This is a genomic window from Microbacterium lacticum (genome assembly GCF_006716815.1).
Classification (GTDB): domain Bacteria; phylum Actinomycetota; class Actinomycetes; order Actinomycetales; family Microbacteriaceae; genus Microbacterium; species Microbacterium lacticum.
In genome coordinates, this window is the sequence record NZ_VFPS01000002.1 from 158,284 (window position 1) to 178,814 (window position 20,531).

Here is a 20,531-nt window from a genome sequence, read left to right on the forward strand (position 1 = left end):
GGCAGGTGCACTCGCCCTCCCGCCCGCTGGATCAGTCCCAGTGGGCGTCGTGGAGGAGGCGTTCGACCTCGGCCCGGTCGGCTTTGAGCTGGGCACCGTCGGGGCGGTTGGGCCAGGCGCGCAGGTCGGTGATGATCGGCGGCGCGGAGCGGAGCAGGGTGACGGCGGTGCCGAACGGGAGGGTCCTGATCCGGTCTGGTGGGAGGATCGCGACCCGGCGGACGGAGCGCTGGTTGGAGCGGGAGCCGTAGTCGCCGACCGTGGTCGAGTCGGTCAGTTCGTCGCGTTCCCCGATCAGCGTGGAGAGGTCTTGCAGGTCGCGGCTGTTGGAGGCGCCGCCGAGGAGGATCTTCACGATCGAGGCGTCCCAGACCGCCCCGGCCTGGTGCTCGTTCCACTTGTCCCGCGCCTGCGCGAGCGACTGCAGCACGGCGAGCGTCGTGATCCCGGTGCCGCCGCCCTCGGCCATCAACGTCGGCAGGCTCGGCAGGGGTGCGAGGTTCCCGATCTCGTCCAGGGCGAGGAGCATCGGTGGGTCGAGGCGGGCGCCGGCGGAGCGGGCGGCGAGGCGGCGGGCGGTCTCGACCAGATCCTCCACCAGCGCCGCAACGAGTGCGGCGCTGTTCCCCGCTCCGGCGCCGGTGGCGAGGAGGAACAGGGTGCCCCGCTGTCGGATGAACGCTTCCGGATCGAACTCCTCGCCCTCTCCCGGGGAGACGGCGTCGAGCACCCGGGGGTCTGCGAGGGCTGCGAGTGAGAGGGAGACGCCTTGCCAGATGGAGTCGCGGGTGCGGGGGTCGGCGTCGATCATCGACGCGAGCGAGTCCGCCCACCCGGTCGCCGCATCGGGATGGTTGGTGAGGATCGCGACCGCATCCGCCGCGCTCGTGGGGTCGAGCGTCCACCGGAACAGCTCAGTCGGGGTACGCCGGTCGAGGGCGGCGGCGTGCAGCAGCGCTTGGAGCACGGCACGGGTTTTCCCTTCCCAGAAGTCGCCACCTTCGACGCCACCCGAGGACAGGCCGGTGGCCGACGCCAGGCCGGCGGCGCGGATCATCGCGGTCTGCGGCGATTCACACCCCCGGATCGGCGACCAGCGCAGTCCGGCGGGCAGGCCTTCGGCGAGGTGCTGTGGATCGAACACCGCCACCGGGCCGATGCGCTTCCTCGCGCGCAGGCAGGCGGTGACGTTATCGGGACGCGTGCTGGTTGTGACCACCGCGCCGGGGGCGTCGAGGATCGCCGGGATCACGAGGAACAGGCCCTTGCCGCTTCTCGGGGCGCCGACGAGGAGGATCGAGTCCTCCACGGATGCCCAGACCTCGTGCCGGTGCGCGCTGCCGAGCCGGTAACCGACATCACCCGGTACGGGGTTTTCGAGCGTGGGGCGCAGGGTGCTGGCGCGGCGCATCAGCGCTTTGGTGGAGGCGGCCCCTGCGATCTCGTGGCGGGTGGCGGTGCCCTCCTGTCGGTGCGGGTCCTGCGCGGCCTGCCGCATCGTGCGCCGCAGCTGCGCCCACGCCCAGAACCCGGCCGTGACGAGGGCGCCGAGCATGAGGGTGGCGACGATCCAATAGGCGAACGGGTTGAGGCCGTTGGCGCCGAGCTGCCCGCCGGGATCGGCCGGGTTGAAGAACACCGAGACACCGCCAGCGGCTCCGGCGGTGGGTTGCGGGGTGCCGGTGAGGAACGCGGCCACGCTGCCCGCCAGCCGGAGGATGAATGCGACGCCGAGGAGGCCTCCGACGGCGATGAGGATCAGGTTGGTGAGCTCGTCACCCATCTGCCCGCTGCCGCCGGTACGGCCCTGCGGCCCGATCACTGCAGACTCCGCACCGCGATCGTGCCGGAGACCCGCCCGACCAGCACCACCTCGTACGCCTGCGCCGCCGCGACGATCGCCGGGTCGAGCAGGGCGCGTGCGCGGCCGTCCGGGGTCGCGTCGGTGTGGGCGGTGATGAGGGCGACGGCGACGTCCTCGCCGGCGATGAACCCGTCGCCGCCGTCCACGGAGATCGGATCAGCCGCCCGCTGACGCTTCACCGCCCGCCGCGGCTCTGGTTTCTCCTCGGGCTCGGAGTCCGGGGCGGGGCGTTTGGCGGCGGGAACGATGTCAGTGAAGGTCGTGCCGTCCGACTCGTGCACGGTCACTCTGACGGCGATGGTCCGGTCGTTCGTGGCGTGGTCGATGATCTGCGCGAACATGGCCCGCCGCCACGCGCCCACCCCCTCGGGCGGGTCGACGGGGCGGGTGTCGAGGGTGGCGGTGAGCGTGCCGTCGTCGTGCACGTCGAGCACGAGATGCGGCACCGACACCGGAACAGACGAAGGAACAACGGCAGAAGCAGGGGCGTGTCTCATGCCCGCGAGGTGCACCCACCCACCCTCGGCTTATGTGCGTGCCGCTGCGCGTGAGCTGGTGTCGAAGAGGCGATGTTCGGCGGGATGGAGCTGGTGTTGGACCACGTAAGAGGAGCCCTTGATCTTCCACAGCCCCTGCCCGACCCCGAGCGTCGGCAGCAGGCCCTGCTCGGTACCTGTGAGCCCGAGGGCGGCGGAGGTGGGGCCGAGCTGATCGGATTCCTGCCGGTAGATCACCCGCGTCTCCGCATTGGCGAGGAGCGAGTTGGCGAGGCCGCGCATGGCCGATCCCTGATCGCCCACGTTGTCGAGGTCGCTGATCTTGTGGAAGATCATCATGTTCGCGATCCCGTATGCACGCGCGAGCCGCCAGTGCGCATCCATCCGTTTCAGCAGCGCGGGCTGGGACATGACCCTCCACGCTTCGTCATACACGCACCATCGCTGCCCGCCCGCCGGGTCGAGCAGCGCCGCTTCCATCCACGCCGACGAGCACGTCATCAGCGCCGAGATCAGGGTGGAGTTCTCGGTGACCTGGGACAGGTCGAGGGAGATCATCGGCAACGACGGATCGAACACCTCCGTCGAGGGGCCGTCGAAGAGCCCGGCGAGATCGCCGTGCACCAGACGACGCAGCGCATGCCCGACCATGCGCCCGTCTTCCCGGAGACGGCCGTCGGGGTCGTCGGTGGGGTCGAGGAGGTGGTCGACGACCATCGGCAGGATCGGCACCGAGTTCTCCCGCATCGTCACCGCCAGCGCCGTGTCGATCGAGGTGTGCTCCAACGGCGACATCGGCCGCGCCAGCACCGTCTCCGTCAGCGCACCGATGAGGTCTCGGCGTCGGGACGTGACCGTCGCGGTCCACTGCTGATCGCTCATCCCGGCCGGCCGATACCCCTCATCGAGCGGATTCAACCGAGTTGCGAGGCCGTGGCCCAGCTTGATCGCCCGACCCCCGACCGCCTCCGCCACGGCCGTGTGCTCCCCTTTCGGGTCGCCAGGGATGTAGACGCGTCGCCCGAACCCCAACGAGCGGGTGTACAGCGATTTCGCAAGCGACGACTTCCCGCTGCCAACGATCCCAGCCACCACCACATTCGGTGCCGTGATGATCCCGTTCGCGTACAGCACCCACGGGTCGTACACGAAGGAGCCGCCCGAGTAGAGGTCCTGGCCGACGAACACACCCTGGGATCCGAGGCCGCCTTCGGCGAGGAACGGATACGCACCCGCCAACGTGGCGGAGGTGTCCTGATGCCGCGGCAACCGGAACCCGCCCGGCGACCGGAGCGCGGCGGGCCCGGGTTCGCCGGCGGCAGGCACATACCGGGTCGCCTTCCGCTCCGCCCGCTCCGCCGTCTTCTTCGCTTTCGCCTCAGCTTGCTCGCGGTGGCGCTGTTCGGCGAGGAGCCGGGCGGCAGCTTTGCGGCGCTGCGTGCGCAGGCGCCGGCGTTCTTCCGACGGGGCGACAAGGACGGCGGTATGCAGGCGCCCATCCTCCGGCTGCCGGGTCACAGCGACAGCCCCCGCGACTCAGCGACCTCCGCGATCGCATCCGGCAGAAACCACGACGCCCCATCCGCACGCTCCGGCTCGCGATGCCGCCCCACACCCCGGCTGCCAGGAGCTGATTCGGCGGTCGGCGTCTCGCGCTCGGGGGCGTCGATGCGGCGGGACAAGCCCACATAGTTCAGACTGGGGCTGTAGGTGAGGGCGTAATCGCCGTCCTTGACGAGCCGGTCCGCCGGGGTCTGCGGGGCGGTCTCGTAGACGTACCCGTTCTCCATCGCAGCGCTCACCGTCTCCTCGCCGTAGTCGAAGGCGGCGAGGTATGCGATCGCGGCATCCGGACCCTGCCGGCCGATGATCTCCATCACCGGCTCCGCCTCACCTCCTTGCAGGAACACGACGCTCACCCACCGGTACCGCGGGTCCTCAGGACGCCAGGCGATCTGCCCGGCCCGGCTCGACGCCCGGTCGAGCACCGTGTCGGCCTGCCCGATGTGCGCCGCCGCCTCGTGGAGTGCGGCGGCGGCCTCGAACGTGAGCTGGCTGCCCGCCTCCCGGTCGCCGGAATCGGTCATCGCTCGTCCGGTGTGCTGCTGGTGGGCGCGGGCGAGCTGGTCGAGCACCTGCGACAGGTTCCTGGTCGTCGCCATGAGCTCGCCGATCACCGGATACAGCACCTCGGGATTCTCGATGCTCTGGGTGGCGTGAGCGAGCCCACGGACCGCCTCAGAGGCTTCGCGGGCATCGGCGGCAGGGTCGTTGAACGTGGGCATGGTGGACCTCCGTGATCGTCGTGGCGAAGACCAGGTGCTCGCGAACTCTCGATGTCGGTGGTGCCGGTTACCGTTGTCGCAGGCAGATGGAGAGGAACCGAGTTGGGATCACAGCAGTACCGGGGCGAGCTGGAACGCAAGCGGAAGCAGCGCGTGGACGCGGAGAAGAAGGCCGGCGAATATCGGAACAAGGAGTCTAGGAAGCGCGCCGAAGCCGACAAAGCTCGTCAAGAGGCCGCGAAGACCAGCAGCGCCACGACGGCGAAGACGAAGCTGAGCCGAGCCAGCCAGCGCGACAAGGAAGCCGCCACCGCTGGGAGTGAGGCGAACAGATGGCAGACCAAGGCATCCGGATACGCGAAGCAGGAAGCTGACATCCAGGTCAAGTTGGCGAAGGCCGAACGCTCGGAAGCCGCCGCGGCCGAGCAGAAGCGCAAACGAGAGCAGGCCGCCGCTGAGCGGCGTGCGGCTGCCGAACGGGCCGAGACCGAGGCTCGATTCAGCCGCACCGAGCACAGTGTCGGCGAAGCGCTCCGGGAACTGCGGGCGCCCAAGCCGGAGAAGCTCCGCGTCCTGCTGCTGGGAGCATCATCAGAGGGCGACCTGCGCGTCGGGCGGGAGCAGAAGCGCATCCGCTCTGCAGTCGAGTCCGCCTTGCACCGGGATCTGATCGAGCTCGATGTGCGTCCCGCTGCGACTGCCAGTGATCTGCTGGATGGCATCACGAAGTTCCGCCCGCACGTCGTGCACTTCTCCGGCCACAGCAACGAAGACCTGATCGTTTTCGAATATGAGAACGACGACCCCCACCACGGTCACGCGGTCCCCGCCCGCGCCTTTGCACGGGCGATCGCGGCGACCGACGAGCCTCCGCTGCTGGTGCTTCTCAACGCCTGCAAGTCGGCTGGTCAGATCGACAAGCTCGTTCAGGACGTGGTGCCGTTCGCGATCGGCATGGCCGACAGCATCGCCGACGGCGACGCGATCAACTACGCAGCCCAGTTCTATGCCTCGATCGCGAACGGACAATCGGTCCGCTCAGCCCACCTGGCCGGACAAGTCGCACTGGAGATGGCCGGACTCGACGGCGCTGAACTGCCAACCCTCGCTTCTGCCGCGGACGTCGACCCCGCCACCGCGATCCTCGTCAAGCCCGCCGCCTGACCGTCAGATACGACGGGCGAGCGGCAGGGCGGCGGCGGTGAACGCGACGGCCTGCTGACCGACCAGCAGCCGGGTTTCGCAGGAAGCCTGGATCGCGGCCTGCTCGATCGCGGCGACCGCCGTATCCAGCTCCTCGACCGTCGGCGCGGTGACCGCGATCAGGCCGGTGTAGCGGAGCACCCCGTGGCCGGCGGTGAGGTCGGCTTCCTGACGGAGCACGTCCTCGTACTCGGCGGTCTGAGAGGCGTCCTGGATCTGCCCGATCCGCCGCCGCTGCGCCTGGTCGGAGATGTGCTCGACCTTCTTCTTGCGGATGTCGCGCACGGCCTGATCGGTGCGCAGCGGGGTGCAGATCAGCGAGATCGAACGCTGAATCCCCGTCGACAGCGCCACCGGGGCGAGGAACCCCGGATACACCATGGACCGCGGCCACTCCGAGATCCAGAGGACGGCGTGGTGGCCGGAGTCGGTGCGCAGCCGATCCCACGTCTCCGTCACCGCGACCGGGCCGGCGGTCGCGAGATCCTGCCCGAGCTGGCCGTGGCGCTCCAGGGTGGGGCCGATCGCGGGGTCGTAGGCCGTGCGCAACATCACCGCGATCTCACCCGTCGACAGCCACCCCGACGGGGTGAGGTCCACGGCCCGCAGCGCCGCGACGAGGGTTGCCATCTCCTGCCGCAGCACGTTCGCTGCGCCTTTCAGGCCGCCGCCGGCGGTGCGGATCTGCCGGGCCGCCGCCCGCATATCCAGGCTCAGACTGAGCGTGGTGGCGTGGCGTTCCCCGGCGGGGCCGGCCCGGTCGATGAGCTCGGCGTAGGTGGTCGAGGCCCAGGAGCCGTCGTGGCTGCCGTGCTCGGCCCACCACTCCGCCAGCCCCTGCCCGGAATCCGGCAGGGTACGCTCCAACACCTGGAGCGCGCTGATCCGTCCGGAGCGGCAGATCGTAGCGAGCACCCGGCCCCAGGCGGTGACGCGGCGGTTCTGTTCGGACGGGTCCAGGAGCACGAACGCCGGATGCGTCACCCGAACCGCGACCGTGAGCGTGTTTCCGGTCGGGTCGTGGATCATCCCCGCCCCGGTCTCCGGGTCGGCGTACTCGCGGAGCCGGGCCATGTCGCCCGGCAGAGCGAGGGTGCCCGCCGGCCTGGGAGTGACGATCCGTCGCCGGTACAGCAATTGCCCGCCGGTGGTGCGCCACAGCCACCACGTGCAAACGGGCAGCCATTCGATCAGTGCCCGCCCGCCGACCCGGACCCAGACGAGGGTGATGGCAAGCAGCCAGATCGGTGCAGAGTAAAGGACGAGGATGCCGCCGCCGGCGTAAAGCGCCCCGACCAGAGAGACGCCGCCGATGCCGAGGGCGATCACCTGCGACAGGGACAGGCCCAGGATGAGGCCGCGGCGGGTGAGCCGGGAGAACTTCACCGGGACCAACTCAGCCCCCGTGGTGGTGTCGGCGCGAGACATGAGCTACTCCTTCCCTCCGGCCGGCGGGGCCGGGTTCGGATCGGGCGGGGTGTTCGGCACCGGCGGGGACGGAGGAGGCGGCGCCCCACCCGCGCTGTCGCTGGGGTTGCTGTCACCGGGAGTGGTGTTGCCGGCGTTCTGCGCTCCGCTGGCGGCAGCATCGGCCTGCTGCCCGACCTCGTCCCCGGCCGCGGGACCGGCTTCTGCGGCTTCTTTGACGACGACCGCGCCGGCCACGACCGGGGCGGCGGGACCCGCCCCGGCTGCGGCCTCCGTTCCCGCCTCCGCGCCGGCGGCCTCGGTCCCCGCGGGCGGTGGCGTGAGCGGCGGCGTCCCACCACCACCGCCACCGCCACCGCCGCCGGAGTCGCCGTCTCCGCCAGCGCCGTCGAGGATCTTCTGGGTGCCGTCGGTGTTCGGCTTGGACGGGATCGGGAGGGGCCGGTTCATCGCGCTCTTCGCGTCCTGCTCGGCCCCCATCGAGTTGTAGAGGTCGAAGCCGATGAAGCTGATCAGCCGGTAGACCATGTACGGCGCAAACGCCGCAATCCCGAGCAGCACGATGCCGGCGATGGGTTCGGTCACCGCGGTCAGGCCCGAGTCGATCGGTGTCGCGACCTGCGTGATCGCCACCAGAAACACGACGACCAGGACGAGCTTGGAGACGATCAGCGCGATCAGGAACGTCGCCCATTTCCCGATCCATCCCTTCGTGAGATCCCAGGACGCACCGGAGAGGGCGAGCGGGGCGAGAACGACGGTGACGAGGATCAAGGCCTTCCGGATTAGCAGACTGAACCAGACGATCCCGATGGCGGCGATCATGAGACCGGCGAGGAAGATCGACACGATCGCACCGACCCCTGGGGCCGCGATGTTCAGCCCGGCCAGCGCCTGGCTGAGGAGGAGGAGTTGGTTGCCCATCGACTCGGTAGTCTCGCCGGCGGCTTGGATGAGGCCGATGCAGAGCTGGTCGACGATCTCCAGCAGCACCGTCGTCAGCGTGATGACCACGAACGATCCAAGGATCGACTTTCCCGCCCCGAGCGCGGCGCGGGACAGGGCGGTCGGGTCGCGGTGGATCATCCCGGTGATGAGCTGGAGGAAGAAGAAGATCGCCACGATGAACAAGGCGATCCCGAACAGCAAGTTGTAGACCGACACGAACCCCGGCTGGGTGAGATCGACCAGCGTCGTGGTGTCGAAGACGGTCCACATGGTCTCCATCAGCCAGGCCGCCGCCCCGGCCATCGAGGAGGCGAGCCAGTCGAACGGAGCAGCGATCAGGGACGCGGTGCCCTCGCCGACCGCATCGCACACGTTGGAGATGACGGGGATGTCGCACACGCTCACGGCAGACCCCTCCTTTCACACGCAGAAGGGATGGGGTCAGACCTGCTGCCCGACGCCCCAGAAGAAGTTGATGAGCGCGACCGATCCGCCGCAGATGATCGCCGCGCCGCAGGAGATCAGCAGGCCGGTCTTCCCCTTCCCCGCGAGGTGCGGGTTGCTGCTGTTGGAGCCGTAGGCCCAGATGATCGCGGAGATGATCAGGGCGAGGACGGACAGGATGAGGCCGACGGTCATCACGGCGCCGACGATCGTGCGCAGCTGCTCGATGCCCGGAAGCCCGGAGGAGTTGGGGTCGATGTCAATCACGATGAGTGCCCTTTCAGAAGACGGAAGACAGTTCCGACCGCCAGGTGCACCCCGCCCCCATCGGGCACAAAAGGAGGCCCGCGCCGGGGTGCCGAAGCACCCGGAGACGAGCCCAGAGAACGAAGCGGAGCGGGTCGTTAGAGTTGTCCGCCGATGGTGATCAGCCAGTTCAGCCAGGCGACCCCGGCGCCGGCGAGGATCGCGCCGCCGAGGGCGACGAACACGCCGATGCGGCCTTTCGTCGCGACCTGGTAGTTGCCGTTCGCCGCCCCGATGGCCCAGCAGATCGCGGACACGATCAGCATCAGCACCGCCACCACGAGCACGAACATGAGCAGCGCACCGGCGACCTCACGCAGCTCACTGATGCCGGAGAGACCGTCGAAATCCGGGAACACGTTCATCACGCCTCACCCGCTTTCACGGTGATGTGGAGGTGATCGTAGTGGCCGCCGGTGACATCGCCGGGGTCGTGCATCCCGCCGCCGGAGTAGTCGCGCCAACCCTCGTCGGCGCGGGCCAGGGACCAGATCTTGCCCTGCCAGATCAGATACTCGACGCCGAGCGAATCGGCGTGCTCTTGGAGCCAGTCGGTGACCTGCCACCCGTACTCGAGCTGTGCCGAGGTGGGGTGCTGGCCGATCGCATTCCCGAACGCCACATCGCAGGCCCGTCCGAGCGGGTGCTCGGACTTCTGACCGGGGCGCGGCGAATAGCACGCCCACGTCGACTCCGGGAACCCGGCCAGCGTCTGTTCGTAGACGCTGAGCATCCGCACCGTGATCTGCCCGTCGCTAGTTGTACTGACCTCGACCGTTGTTGATTCGGTCGATGGGGGTTTTGCCTCCGATGCCGAGGTGGTGCCTGTCTAGGTTGTAGTAGTCGAGCCAGGTCGTCAACCCTGCTTTTCGGTCGTCGTTCGAGCTCCAGGGGCGGGCGTAGGCCCACTCGGTGGCGAGGGTGCGGTTGAGGCGTTCGACTTTCCCGTTGGTCCAGGGGCAGTGCGGTTTGATGAACCGCTGTCGGATGCCGTGCGCGTCGACCACTGCCTTGAACGCGGCCGAGTGGCGGTAAGCGAACGCGTTGTCGCTGATGACGCGTTCGACTGTGACGCCGAGGCGCGCGTAGAACGCGATCGCGCGGTCGAGGACGCCCGCCGCGGTGGTGCCTTTCTCGTCGTCGTGGATCTCCGCGTAAGCAACTCGGGAATGGTCGTCGATGACGGTGTGCACGTAGTCGTAACCCAGGCCCCGCTTGCGCGCAGGACGTTGCCCGCGGCCATGCAGACGCCATCCGCCGCCGTCGGGGATACGGCCGAGTTTCTTCACATCAACGTGGATCAGGGACCCGGGATGATCATGCTCGTAACGCTGCGCGGATCGGCGGGTCGCGCGGATCACGGACCCCGTGACCGGGTCCAGCTCCCGCAGCAACGGCACGTGGTGGCGGCGCAACACCCTACCGACCGTTGAGGCCTGCAAGCCGAGCTTGTCAGCGATGAACACCGGCCCACGCCGAGTGAGGTGCCGCATGATCCGCACCCTCGCCTCCACGCACGCTTTGGTCTGGCGAGGGTGGGAGCGGGCGACGCTGGAACGATCGATCAGGCCCGCCGGGCCGCACTCCCGGAACCTGCGCCACCACCGCCACGCGGTCGTGCGGGAGATCCCCATTTCCGCGGCAACATGCGCGACCGCACGCCCCGACTGGATGCGCTGAACCATGATCAACCGGCCGGCCGGAGTCAGCCGGGCATTAGCGTGAGACAAGAGAGACCTCCGTGCGTTTGAGCTGAAGAACTTAGACAGCTCCAACTCGACCCCGGAGGTCTCTCCTACGTCAACAACGATCTGGGTCAGTACAGCTAGTCGGGTCATCCACCAGCTCATCCGGGTCGCCCTCCACCGGCACCGGATCACCCGACGCCCCAGCTCCGGTGTCACAGTCTTCGGACCCGGCCGGCGGCACGTCGGCCTCGGGGAGGTCGGCGGCGTCATGGTCGTTGAGCCACTTCGCGGGGTCGATGTACTCGCCGTCGGTGCCGCCCTGACGGACCTCGAAATGCAGATGCGGCCCCGTCGACATCCCGCTGGAGCCGACATCGGCGATGTGCTGCCCGGCCCGCACCTGGTCGCCGGCCTGGACGTGGATGCCGTCCTCCCACGAGTGCGCATACGCGGTCGCAACCTTGCCTCCGTCGATCTGGTGTTCGATGACGACGAGGCCGCCGTACCCGCCGGAGAACTCCGACACCGTCACCGTGCCGTCGGCGGCGGCCAGGATCGGCGTCCCGTCCGGGGCAGAGAAATCCGCGCCCGTGTGGAAGGACTCTTCCTCGCCGGTGATCGGGTGCGTGCGCGGTCCGAACGGGCTGGTGGCCACCCAGGTGCCCTCGGGCAGCGGGAACACCACCCGCGACGACTCGACCACCGGCCCCGCGGCGAGCACCGGTACCGGGTCGGCAGTCACCGGGCCGCCCGCGCCGGTGCTGGTGAGGGTGGTGAGGATCTGTTCGGCGACGGGTTCGTAGTTGTCGTACCGCTCCGGATACGCGCTCACTTCCACGGCCTGGGCGGCTTCGCCCTTGCCCATCTGCTCCCACCCCGGAATATCCAGCAGCCCCCGCGGCGAGCCCTCGTTCGGCCCACCGGGACCGCCGTAGAACGCGGCGGCTTGGTAGTCGGGGTCCATGAGCTCGGCGACCGTGCCCCACCCCGCCTGCGGGCGCATCTGGAACAGGCCCAGGCTGTCGTTGTCCGACCCGTTGCCTTCGTTGGGATAGTCGCCACTCTCCGGGTAGGCGCTCGTGTTGGCGAGCATCCGCATCCGCGACTCGGTCAGCGCGGCCATCAGCGCGATCAGGATGCCGTCGCGCCCCACCCCCTCGATGCCCGATCCGGTCTCGATGATCGTCGCCGCATGGGTGAGCTCGGCACGGCCGAGCGTGATCGTCTCCCCGTTCCGCGTCGTCGCCGTCAACTCCTCCGGAACCTCGCCGACCTGGAATCCGCCGGCGGGGGCGGCACAGGAGACGGTGGCCGGGTTCATGAGCAACCCGACCGACACCAGCCCGACGAGCGGGGCCAGCAGGACGAGGGCGGCGAGTGCCGCGATGACCTTCCGCATCATGGCCTCCCGTTAGCGGAGGGGCTGGTCGAGGATCGACAGCCGCAGCAGGTGGCAGGGGTCGCCGTCGGGCGGGCAGGTCAGGAAGATCGTGAACGCCACCTGATGCGCGCTCGTCGTGGGTTCGTCGTTCCAGATCCCGGCGCGGTGGCGGATGCCCTCGATCGTGTACGCGGTCGTGCCCGGCTGCAGTTGCCCCGGCTGCGCCTGCTCCACGGCGTCCGCCCACGCCTCCGGCACGAACACGTTCGTGATCTCCAGGCGCTGGGTCGTGCCGTATTTGCGGAGTTCGGTCCAGGAGTCGCGCGTCGGGACGTATCCGGCGATATCGGAGGCGAGGCCGGCCTGCTCGATCCCGGTCGGGTCCGCGACCTCCAGCAGCACGCTCGTGTAGTCCAACGGCATCAGGCCGGACGCGGTATCCCACGCGAACAGGGCTTCGGCGACGGAGCGGGCGAACTCCTCCGGATCATCCGTCTCCGGAATCGGGGCCAGCTCGCGCGGGTCGCCGCCGGGAGTGACCGGAGCGGAAGCCGACGGGGTTGCGGGCGGCGGGTCGGGAGTGCGAGGGCCGGTGACCAGGCCATAGACGCCGACGCCGACGAGGACCAGCACGAGGGCGGCGGCCGTGACGATCCCGACCAGGCGGCGACGGGAACGAGAAGCATCTGTCGGGTTCATGCCACCAGGTGCACCAGACACACATCCGCCCCGACACCCATGAAGGGTCCGGGGCGGCGAACAACCAGAGAGGTCAGAGGGCGCGCAGGTGCCGCACCTCACCTTCCCCATCCGCATCTTCGGCGGGATCAGCAGCATCGCTGGGCTCGGTGCTCCGCACCGTGGAGAGAGCGGCAGCGAACGCGGTCGTGCCGGCGGCGATCGTCAGGAACATCTCGATCTGCTCATCGGTGAGATCCCGTGCGAGCTGGGCGGGGTCGTAGTGCGTCCACCAATCGGTGAGTTCGCCCCAGATCACCAGGAACGACCGGGTGGTCCACACCACCGGCCCCGCCACCGGAGCCGGTCCGGCCTTGCGGCGCTGCGGCTTGGCCTTGGCGCGGGCGATCGCCGCTTTCGCCAGCTCGTCCAACTGCGCATCCCGCGACACCCCCGGATCACCGACCAGGCTCCGGACCTCTTCGAAGATCGGATGCACCGGTGCGCCCGCCTCGATCCGTGCGAGCCCGTCCGCGACCTTCGTGCGGGTGTCGTCGGGGAGATCATCGCGGGCGGCGGCCTGCTGGACGTACTCGATCTTGTCCAACGTCCGGTACGACGCGGCGCCGGGGATCATCGCCGCCGCCTGCTGCCGCGCCTCACCCGCAGGCGACGGGGACGGTGCCGGAAAATTTCCGCCACCGTCGCTCTCGCTCTCGCCCTCGTTCTCGGGTTGGCGGTCGCTGGTGAACCGCGACTCGGCCTGGCGGCGTGCCGCGTCCTCGGCGAGGAGGGCTTTGAGTTCGCGGTAGAGGCCGGCGGCTTCCAGCGGGGTGAGGTCTTTGTGCAGCAGGTTGTCGTCCTGCTCCGCGAGCAGATGCCCGAGCCGGTTCGAGATCCCTTGCCGCACCCAGACGTTCACGACCCGCCAGTTCAGCTTCTGGATCGCGGCGAGCCTGCGCCTGCCGCAGACGAGCACGCCTTCCGGGGTGATCGTCGGGGGCTGGAGCAGCCCGTCGCGGTCGATGGACGCCGCCAGGGCGTCGATGTCGCCCAGGTCGGTGCGGTGCCGGGTGCCGATGATGATCGAGGACACCGCCCGCTCCAGCTCGATATGCCCGCCGCTCATCGCCCACCACCATGTTTCGGAGCGGCCAGTGAGACAGTGAGCACGAGGTCGTCGTCGTGCAGCAGCACCGGCAACGTCTCACCGATCAGCAGGCGCAGCAGGATGCCCCGACCCGCGCTCGTCGCGCACAGGCCCGGGGCGGGGTTTCCGAGCAGGACCCGCAGCAGCGCGGTCCACGAGGGGCCGGGGAGGTCGAGCAGGGCGCGGGAGTGCTGGTCGCGGCGCAGCACCTCGAACGCTGATTGCCTGGACCCCGCCCGAGCGAGCGCCTGGCAGACGTGCTCGACCGCGGCGCGGGCGGTCTGCGGCGGCCACCCCAGCACGGTGACGAACGCGATCGCATCCTCCACCGCACCCGACGCCGACGTCACCACCCCGGCCGGCTCCGCCGACCGCCGCCCCTCATCAGGATTGGTCTCGCCGGGATCGGTGTCCTCGTCGGGGTCGGGGTCGGTGACGTGGAACGCGGGGTGGTAGTCATCGAGGGGGTTCTCGCGGTCGGAGAGGCGTTCGGCGTCGTGGAAGACGGAGTAGTGCGGGCGGCGGGCCTGATGCGTCGAACAGAGCAGGCCTTGGCCGCGTTCTTCGGCGATGCAGGTGATCCGCACCGCGTGCGTGACTACCGCCCACGGGTCCTCCGCCTCCCGCGCTGAGCGGGTGCGCATCACATCGAACGCCGCAGACGCGGCCTCCCACGGATCAAGCCCATGCTTGCGCGCCAGGGCCGCGTACTTGTCGGCCGCGTAGGTCATGAGCCGTGCAGCGGTGGGGTCGGTGCGCCATGCTCCTGGCCCGTCCTCGTGCAGCCGGCCCAGCAGAGCGCGGAGCCCTTCACCGGTCGTGTAGTCCTCGCCGCCAGGATCGGCGGTCATCGTGTGCAGAATCATCACGGCACCTCCTGACAGACAGATGCACCGCGCCTCCCACGACAGGGCAGACGGTCAGGGAAAGCACCTCGGATCGTGTGCATGACCGATCACCCCGTCTCATTCCCGGCCCAGGCTTCGCGCCTCGACCGCGGGTTCTTCGGGAATGCTGAGCCTTTGGTTGACTCGTTTCCTTATCCCGCCAGGCAGGCGGGGTGTTTCATGATGGTCTCGAACTCGATGGGCGTCAACTTCCCGAGTCTTCGTTGACGGCGGCATCGGTGGTAGCGTGCCTCGATCCAGTACACGATCGCGAGGCGAAGCTCGTCACGGGTGGTCCACTGCTGCTGGTTGAGGACGTTCTTCTGCAGCAGACTGAACCAGTTCTCCATGGCCGCGTTGTCCGCGCACGCGCCGACTCTGCCCATCGATCCGCGCAGCCCGAAGTGTCGAAGGGCACGCCGGAATCTACGGCTTCGAAATTGACTGCCTCTATCGGAATGCACCGTCACCCCGGCTGGCTTACCGCGCCGGTGGAATGCGTCGGTGAGCGCGTCAACGGCCAGTCGGGCCTTCATCCGGTCGCTGATCGAGTAGCCCACGATCCGGTTGCTGAACACGTCCTTGACCGCGCACAAGTACACCTTGCCCTCACCGGTTCGGTGTTCGGTGATGTCGGTGAGCCACAACTCGTTGGGCCGGTCGGCGGTGAAGTCACGTCTGACATGGTCGTCGTGCACGGCAGGACCCGGCCGGCGATGCTTCCGAGAGCCCTTGCGGCGGTGCGCGGCCGAGAACATGCCCTCCTGCGAGCACACCCGCCACACGCGACGCTCAGACACCTGCCAGCCGTCGTCGACGAGTTCGTCGGAGATGAGCCGGTACCCCTGACAACGGTCCTCATCCCACACGTCCCGGGCAGCGTTGATCAGATGCGCCTCGTCCCAGTCGCGATCGCTGACCGGATTGGCCAGCCACTGGTAGTACGCCTGCTTGGAGAAGCCGAGGACCCTGCACGCCACCGCGACCGACACCCTCACGGGGGCGCCGGCCGCAGCCAGTTCACGGACGAGCGGGAACACTATTTTGGGGACGCAGCACCGATCCGAAGGTTCGCTTGCGAAAGATACGCCGCGGCCTTCCGGAGGATCTCGTTCTCCATCTCCAACTCGCGGATCCGCTTGAGCATCTTCGCCTGCTCACGCTGCCCGTCCCGATCGCTCGACGCCGCCGGCGCGATCCCGCGGCCGGCCAGCTCGACGTTACGCACCCACGCCTGCAACGCCGACTTCGAGATCCCCATATCCGCGCAGACCTGCTTCTGCGACATTCCCTGCGTGAGCACCAGAGCGACCGCGTCGCGCTTGAACTCCTCCGAAAACTTCACCGGCATGACTTCATCCTTCCCGCCCCGATCCTTCAAATCAAAGCAGTCCCAGAGTCAACCAAAGCTTCAGCATTCCCTTCCCGGCCGAACGCGGACAGTGGCGGCAACCGCTTCGCGGAGGCGACCAGGTGCTTCGCACCGGTCGCGAGACTGGCCCGGGCTCGGTGGGATAGGTCCGCTTGGAGATCGATCCCGCGCCGCGACACGGCGCCGCCGGCTCGCGACATCAGATCCGAGGGGCGCACCCAGTGGACCCCACGGGCCGGCTTCTCCGTATCCAGTTCGGCTTGCTGGTCGCGGTCGACGTCGGCGGCCTGGATCGCCTCCGGCACCATCCCCGCCGACGTCTCAGGCCGCTCCGGCATCGGGGACGGATCGGGCGGCCGCTGCGGGTCGTGCGGATGCTGTTCGGCGTTCATGATGATTCCTCCTCAGAGTGATCGGATGGGATGCCGACCCCTGTCGGGCCGGACGGCGCAGACGACCCCTGCGAGTCGGGATCGAGTTCGGGGTCAGGTGGGCGCGGCAGCCACCGGCCCACGGTCGAGGGATGCACGCCCATAGCGCGGGCGATCTGCTTGTTCGACCACCCCTCACCCCGCAACCAGGCGGCACGCTCACGCCGCCCCGTGCTGGCCTCCACCACCGGCGGCGTATCGGCCTCGGATAGCTCGGGCGCGACCGGCTCAGACGGAACAGACTCAGGTGCGGCAGAGGCGGCAAGCTCCTCCGTCTCCGGTGGCTCCACCAGCGCCAGCGCTTCCGGAGTCGACAGGTGGGGAGCCTCGTCCTCGGAACTGGTCGCCGGGAGCAGGACCGGTGCCGACTGTTCGGCGGTCGATGTCTCGGCCATACGGGTGGAGCGGATGAGGACGACCGTTAAATGAGTGGACGCCAGGAGCACCAGGGGCGGGACGGCGGCGACCGTCGCGGCCAGAACCCCGGGCACGGTCGCCTCGGCGGTGACGAGGGCGTGGGCCGCGTTCGCGGTCACCGACACCAACGCACCGGCGATCAGCAGCGCCCAGGGATACCAGGCCGTCCGGTGTCCGTCGAGCGCGACGACGGCGACCGTCGCGACCACGATCAGCCCGTCCACCAGCAGCGGCCAGATCCGCGCCTGCCCAGCCGCGATGCCCGACCGCATGGCGAGATCGGCAAGCGCGGTGAAGCTCAACCAGAACGCCCCCGCCCCGATGAGCACGGTGCCCGACGCGGCCGTCACCACCGCCCACCCACGACGCTCCGGAAGGTTCATCGCAGCCCCCTCGACGAGACACGACCCTCAGGGACCGCATCGAGATCGTGTACAGGGCCGGGCCGAGCCATGTCGGCGTCTCTGGGGCGGGGCGCGTCGCGGTGGATGCGCTTGTAGCCGCTGGCGACGGTGCGGGCGATCTCGCGCTGCCCGAAGTCAGGCTGGGAGACGGTGAGCATCGCAGCCAGCGCATCCCGATAAGGCACGCCCTCCTCGGCGAGCACGCAGGACGCCCAGAACAACTTGTGATTGCGATCCGTGCGCTCACCGCCCAACCACTTCGCGAGCTTCAACGGATCAGTCCGCCCCGTCGAGTGGCCCCGCTCGGGAAGCCGGCGTGGCGGACGCGGCGGGTCCAGGAACGTCCGCAGCGCTGACGCATCCAATGCCCGGCCCGGCGTCGGACTCAGCGACGCCAGGCGATACAGGCTCGTCTCGCCGCCGATGATGCGGTGAGACGGTGGCACGATGATGTACCCGCGGTCCCCACGGAAGTCGATCCCCGCACGCCCGGCCTGCCACGACGGCTGCTCACCGTTCCCGGCCGGGTAGTAGACGTGCAGGCCCCCAGTCGGTGAGCGCACCAGCGCCTCCCACCCATTCACCAGCCCCGCCCGACGTACTCGGCGGAAGGCGTCATAGCCGTTGACGCCGTGCACATCGACGTCCACGACCACCACGCCGGAGGCGGCGCCGGTGGGCATCCCGATGTTCGCCGCCGGGAACCGTTGCCACCACGACTCCACCTGGGCGAGGCTCGTGGTCGCGTCGTGGAAGCCATGCTCGGTGAGCGGGTTCTTCCCGCCCGGCGCGCACGGGAACACCGGCACCCCCGCCTGCGCGAACAATCGCGCCGCAATCGGCAACGGCGCATCCGGGGCGAGCCCGGCGAGAGCGGTCGTGAAGGCGGTCCGGGCAGCCATCACAACCCCCGTGCAGTCGCCGGCTCCGGGGCTCGGCTGTGCTCTGGCTCCGAAACCGTCGCAGCGCTGTGCTCCTTTGAACGCGCAGGCCGCGGCGCATCACGGTCCAGGCCCGGTGGGGCGCCGTCGGGCACCTGCACGGTGTCGAGCAGGTCGAGAATCCCCGCTGCGGTCTTCCGCACCCGCTCACCGGTCGCTTTGACGACCTCGACGGGTTCCTTGCCGTCCACATTCGCGGCCCATCCGGCCACGTACGGGATCGTGTAACCGGTGGTGTCCATTCCGTGGGCGGCGCCGATCATCAGCGCGACGGACTCGGCTTCGACCTCGCCGATCCCGCGATGCTGGCGGGCGTCCTCCCGGTCGGGGTCGTGCATCAGGACATGCGCGAGCTCGTGCGCCAGGGTTTTGACTTGGGCGGCGGGGTCCATGTTCTCCCTCACCGCGACCGTTTTCGCCTCGAGATCGGTCAGACCGTTCGCGCCGCGGATCATCCCCTCGTGCGGCACCCGCATCAGCTCGAACCCGGCAGCCCGTACCTGCTGCGCGAGCCCGTCCCACAGCCCATCGGGGGCTTCGCCCGCCAACAGCACCGGCGACGGCGCGTCGGGGATCGGATCACCGGCGGTCTGGGAGACGTCCCAGACGTAGGCGGGTCGCACGCCGACCATCTGTGAGCGCACCACCTCGCCCGGCTTCGGCTTCTCACCGCGATTCAGGCGGTACCAGGAGGTAGGGTCCGAGGGGTTCGCGGACGCGAACCGGCCCATGACCGGGGCGAGGATCTGGTACCCCGGCTGGCCTTTCTCGACCTGCCGGCCGAGCTGCTGCCACTGCTTGTACCCGGCGACATAGGTGGGGAACGGCTCGGGCACCCGTCCCTGCTCGAACGCCGCTTGATGCTGTTCCCAGATCAGTAGGACGTTGTTGAACGAGCGGGACCGGAAGCGGGCGGCGAATCGGAGCGCGTCGGCCCAGTCCTCGCCCGTGACGAGTTGCTCGACCGCACCGGTGAGCTTTTCGTGGAGCTCGTCGAGCTTCTCTTCCCGCTTCTGGCGGGTCTCTTCCCTCGTCGCCATCGTTCGGCCTCCTCTCGGTAGACCAGCCACCCGGGGTGTGGGTGGCTGGTCTTGCACCTGCGAGGTGAGCCAGGTGTATCCGGAGAGTGTCGAGACGGTCAGCGAACGAATGGAGCGGTAGGTTGGCCGGCAGGAACTCGGAGGCACCTGACGTAGAACAACGGGATATCAACGAAACCGCGACTGTGGGCGCGGCGGCCCGGGATGGGGTCGTTTAGGTGGGCACCGATGTCTCATTCGTGTGCATGCTGCTGCCCGCGGAGCGCATCGCTCGGTACCGGCTCGGCGTGATCCCGACGCACTCGCGAAACACCGCCGACGCGCGGTTGCGAGAACGCCACCCGACTCGTCGACCCGCCTGCTCGATCGACAGGTCGGTCTCCCGCAGCAGTCGAGCCATCTCCTCGACCCGCAGCATCGTCAGATACGTCAACGGCGTCTTTCCGTAGGCGTCCACGAACACGCGACTGAGTTGCTTCGTGGACAGATGCACCATGCCCGCCAGCTCTGCCAGTCCCCAGCTCCGAGCGATGTCACTGCGCAGAACATCGCGCACCTGGCGTGCCTCCGCCCGCAACGGCGCGAACCGGCGACCCCTCGGTAACGTCGGGCGGAGCCGTGCCCGCTGGTGCGGTGAAGTTCGATACGGAGTGATGCGGATGTACGGCGCGATCTGGTCGATGATCGCGTGCCACAACGCCTGCATCCGATGAAACCGCTCCCTGTAATGCCCGTCGACGCTGAGTGCGACGAGCTCGTCCAACCAGGGCATCAACATTCCAGAGCGGTCTTCCCCGAGCCGGAGCACTTGGGCGGGTTCGGTGTAGATCGTGTCGGCGAACCCCTGCGCGTCAAGGCGGTCGCGGAGGACGTCGGCGTACTGCCAGAACAACTGATCGAGCAGGAAGTCGGTGTCGGCGTAGATCGTAGTGACTGTGACATGCCCCTCCGGTTCCGACGCGCACAGCACGTTCGCGCCGAGCAGCACCACGTCACCGGGCTTGACTGGTTGTTCACCGAACTCGCTGAACAGGATCGCGGACCCATCGCGCACGACGATGAGCTTCACGCAGTCGTAGGCGACCGGACCAACAGGGCGATGGATCGTGCTGGTTCGCGCAAGAACGGACTCGAACACCGCGATCAGTCCGGCAACAAGTGGACGCC

At 69.0% G+C, this 20,531-nt stretch carries 19 protein-coding genes and 2 pseudogenes; 1 reads left to right on the forward strand and 20 read right to left on the reverse strand.

Annotation, left to right across the window (positions count from 1 at the left end; all coding sequences use genetic code 11):
- Nucleotides 1–31 precede the first annotated feature (31 nt).
- From FHX68_RS06460 to FHX68_RS06475, 4 genes are all read right to left on the reverse strand, one after another.
- Nucleotides 32–1,822, reverse strand: coding sequence for a type IV secretory system conjugative DNA transfer family protein (locus FHX68_RS06460; protein ID WP_211345064.1), 1,791 nt, complete (start codon nucleotides 1,820–1,822; stop codon nucleotides 32–34).
- Nucleotides 1,819–2,316: a hypothetical protein gene (locus tag FHX68_RS06465; protein ID WP_141381450.1), complete on the reverse strand. Its 498-nt coding sequence runs from the start codon at nucleotides 2,314–2,316 to the stop codon at nucleotides 1,819–1,821. Before FHX68_RS06465 ends, FHX68_RS06460 begins: the two co-directional genes overlap by 4 nt.
- A gap of 75 nt (nucleotides 2,317–2,391) precedes the next feature.
- Nucleotides 2,392–3,879, reverse strand: a complete 1,488-nt coding sequence (locus FHX68_RS06470; RefSeq protein WP_141381449.1) for an ATP-binding protein — start codon at nucleotides 3,877–3,879, stop codon at nucleotides 2,392–2,394.
- Complete coding sequence (locus tag FHX68_RS06475) at nucleotides 3,876–4,646, reverse strand: hypothetical protein (protein ID WP_141381448.1); 771 nt, start codon at nucleotides 4,644–4,646, stop codon at nucleotides 3,876–3,878. The genes FHX68_RS06470 and FHX68_RS06475 overlap by 4 nt, the downstream gene beginning before the upstream one ends.
- A 102-nt stretch (nucleotides 4,647–4,748) precedes the next feature.
- Here FHX68_RS06475 and FHX68_RS06480 point away from each other — a divergent pair, with 102 nt between their 5' ends.
- Nucleotides 4,749–5,810, forward strand: a complete 1,062-nt coding sequence (locus FHX68_RS06480) for a hypothetical protein (protein ID WP_141381447.1) — start codon at nucleotides 4,749–4,751, stop codon at nucleotides 5,808–5,810.
- A 3-nt stretch (nucleotides 5,811–5,813) separates the two neighbouring features.
- Here the strand turns inward: FHX68_RS06480 and FHX68_RS06485 are convergent, their stop codons facing one another.
- From FHX68_RS06485 to FHX68_RS06560, 16 genes and pseudogenes are all read right to left on the reverse strand, one after another.
- A complete protein-coding gene (locus tag FHX68_RS06485; protein ID WP_141381446.1) occupies nucleotides 5,814–7,277 on the reverse strand; it encodes an SCO6880 family protein in 1,464 nt (487 codons plus the stop codon).
- Nucleotides 7,278–7,280: 3 nt separating this feature from the next.
- Nucleotides 7,281–8,630 carry a conjugal transfer protein TrbL gene (locus FHX68_RS06490; protein WP_141381445.1) on the reverse strand — a complete coding sequence of 450 codons (1,350 nt, stop codon included), beginning with the start codon at nucleotides 8,628–8,630 and terminating at the stop codon, nucleotides 7,281–7,283.
- Nucleotides 8,631–8,666: 36 nt separating this feature from the next.
- Nucleotides 8,667–8,936: a DUF6112 family protein gene (locus tag FHX68_RS06495; RefSeq protein ID WP_094429400.1), complete on the reverse strand. Its 270-nt coding sequence runs from the start codon at nucleotides 8,934–8,936 to the stop codon at nucleotides 8,667–8,669.
- A 137-nt stretch (nucleotides 8,937–9,073) separates the two neighbouring features.
- Nucleotides 9,074–9,340, reverse strand: a complete 267-nt coding sequence (locus FHX68_RS06500) for a DUF6112 family protein (protein ID WP_141381444.1) — start codon at nucleotides 9,338–9,340, stop codon at nucleotides 9,074–9,076.
- Nucleotides 9,340–9,735: pseudogene (locus FHX68_RS06505) on the reverse strand (VldE C-terminal domain-containing protein); the annotation flags it as partial. The gene FHX68_RS06500 and the pseudogene FHX68_RS06505, both read right to left, overlap by 1 nt.
- On the reverse strand, nucleotides 9,731–10,705 hold the full coding sequence (locus tag FHX68_RS06510; protein WP_141920117.1) for an IS481 family transposase: 975 nt from the start codon (nucleotides 10,703–10,705) through the stop codon (nucleotides 9,731–9,733). The pseudogene FHX68_RS06505 and the gene FHX68_RS06510, both read right to left, overlap by 5 nt.
- A 94-nt stretch (nucleotides 10,706–10,799) precedes the next feature.
- Nucleotides 10,800–12,065, reverse strand: a pseudogene (locus FHX68_RS06515) (M23 family metallopeptidase); the annotation flags it as partial.
- 9 nt (nucleotides 12,066–12,074) lie between these two features.
- Nucleotides 12,075–12,743, reverse strand: coding sequence for a hypothetical protein (locus tag FHX68_RS06520; RefSeq protein WP_141381581.1), 669 nt, complete (start codon nucleotides 12,741–12,743; stop codon nucleotides 12,075–12,077).
- 73 nt (nucleotides 12,744–12,816) lie between these two features.
- Nucleotides 12,817–13,851, reverse strand: coding sequence for a ParB N-terminal domain-containing protein (locus tag FHX68_RS06525; protein ID WP_141381580.1), 1,035 nt, complete (start codon nucleotides 13,849–13,851; stop codon nucleotides 12,817–12,819).
- Entirely contained in the window at nucleotides 13,848–14,723 is an 876-nt protein-coding gene (locus tag FHX68_RS06530) for a hypothetical protein (protein ID WP_229661659.1), read from the reverse strand. Before FHX68_RS06530 ends, FHX68_RS06525 begins: the two co-directional genes overlap by 4 nt.
- Nucleotides 14,724–14,911: 188 nt before the next feature.
- Nucleotides 14,912–16,110, reverse strand: a protein-coding gene (locus FHX68_RS06535; protein WP_425325853.1) for an IS3 family transposase whose coding sequence is annotated in 2 segments (ribosomal slippage) — nucleotides 14,912–15,838 and nucleotides 15,841–16,110 — 1,197 coding nt in all. Because the reading frame shifts where the segments join, the coding sequence is not laid out codon by codon here.
- Between the two features lie 26 nt (nucleotides 16,111–16,136).
- The gene (locus FHX68_RS06540) at nucleotides 16,137–16,523 is read right to left on the reverse strand and encodes a hypothetical protein (RefSeq protein ID WP_141920119.1); all 387 of its coding nucleotides are present in this window, start codon (nucleotides 16,521–16,523) and stop codon (nucleotides 16,137–16,139) included.
- Entirely contained in the window at nucleotides 16,520–17,362 is an 843-nt protein-coding gene (locus FHX68_RS06545; RefSeq protein ID WP_174799194.1) for a DUF2637 domain-containing protein, read from the reverse strand. Before FHX68_RS06545 ends, FHX68_RS06540 begins: the two co-directional genes overlap by 4 nt.
- A complete protein-coding gene (locus tag FHX68_RS06550) occupies nucleotides 17,359–18,285 on the reverse strand; it encodes a bifunctional DNA primase/polymerase (protein WP_141381549.1) in 927 nt (308 codons plus the stop codon). The genes FHX68_RS06545 and FHX68_RS06550 overlap by 4 nt, the downstream gene beginning before the upstream one ends.
- Nucleotides 18,285–19,364: an ArdC-like ssDNA-binding domain-containing protein gene (locus FHX68_RS06555; protein ID WP_141381548.1), complete on the reverse strand. Its 1,080-nt coding sequence runs from the start codon at nucleotides 19,362–19,364 to the stop codon at nucleotides 18,285–18,287. Before FHX68_RS06555 ends, FHX68_RS06550 begins: the two co-directional genes overlap by 1 nt.
- A gap of 214 nt (nucleotides 19,365–19,578) precedes the next feature.
- On the reverse strand, nucleotides 19,579–20,502 hold the full coding sequence (locus FHX68_RS06560) for a helix-turn-helix domain-containing protein (protein ID WP_342353560.1): 924 nt from the start codon (nucleotides 20,500–20,502) through the stop codon (nucleotides 19,579–19,581).
- Between the last annotated feature and the right edge of the window lie 29 nt (nucleotides 20,503–20,531).

Bases quoted from the DNA above. Each gene is read 5' to 3' on its own strand.
- FHX68_RS06485 (WP_141381446.1), bottom strand. From the start codon at position 7,277: ATGTCTCGCGCCGACACCACCACGGGGGCTGAGTTGGTCCCGGTGAAG.
- FHX68_RS06525 (WP_141381580.1), bottom strand. From the start codon at position 13,851: ATGAGCGGCGGGCATATCGAGCTGGAGCGGGCGGTGTCCTCGATCATC.
- FHX68_RS06540 (WP_141920119.1), bottom strand. From the start codon at position 16,523: ATGAACGCCGAACAGCATCCGCACGACCCGCAGCGGCCGCCCGATCCG.
- FHX68_RS06555 (WP_141381548.1), bottom strand. From the start codon at position 19,364: ATGGCGACGAGGGAAGAGACCCGCCAGAAGCGGGAAGAGAAGCTCGAC.
- FHX68_RS06530 (WP_229661659.1), bottom strand. From the start codon at position 14,723: ATGACCGCCGATCCTGGCGGCGAGGACTACACGACCGGTGAAGGGCTC.
- FHX68_RS06545 (WP_174799194.1), bottom strand. From the start codon at position 17,362: ATGAACCTTCCGGAGCGTCGTGGGTGGGCGGTGGTGACGGCCGCGTCG.
- FHX68_RS06520 (WP_141381581.1), bottom strand. From the start codon at position 12,743: ATGAACCCGACAGATGCTTCTCGTTCCCGTCGCCGCCTGGTCGGGATC.
- FHX68_RS06550 (WP_141381549.1), bottom strand. From the start codon at position 18,285: ATGGCTGCCCGGACCGCCTTCACGACCGCTCTCGCCGGGCTCGCCCCG.
- FHX68_RS06500 (WP_141381444.1), bottom strand. From the start codon at position 9,340: ATGAACGTGTTCCCGGATTTCGACGGTCTCTCCGGCATCAGTGAGCTG.
- FHX68_RS06475 (WP_141381448.1), bottom strand. From the start codon at position 4,646: ATGCCCACGTTCAACGACCCTGCCGCCGATGCCCGCGAAGCCTCTGAG.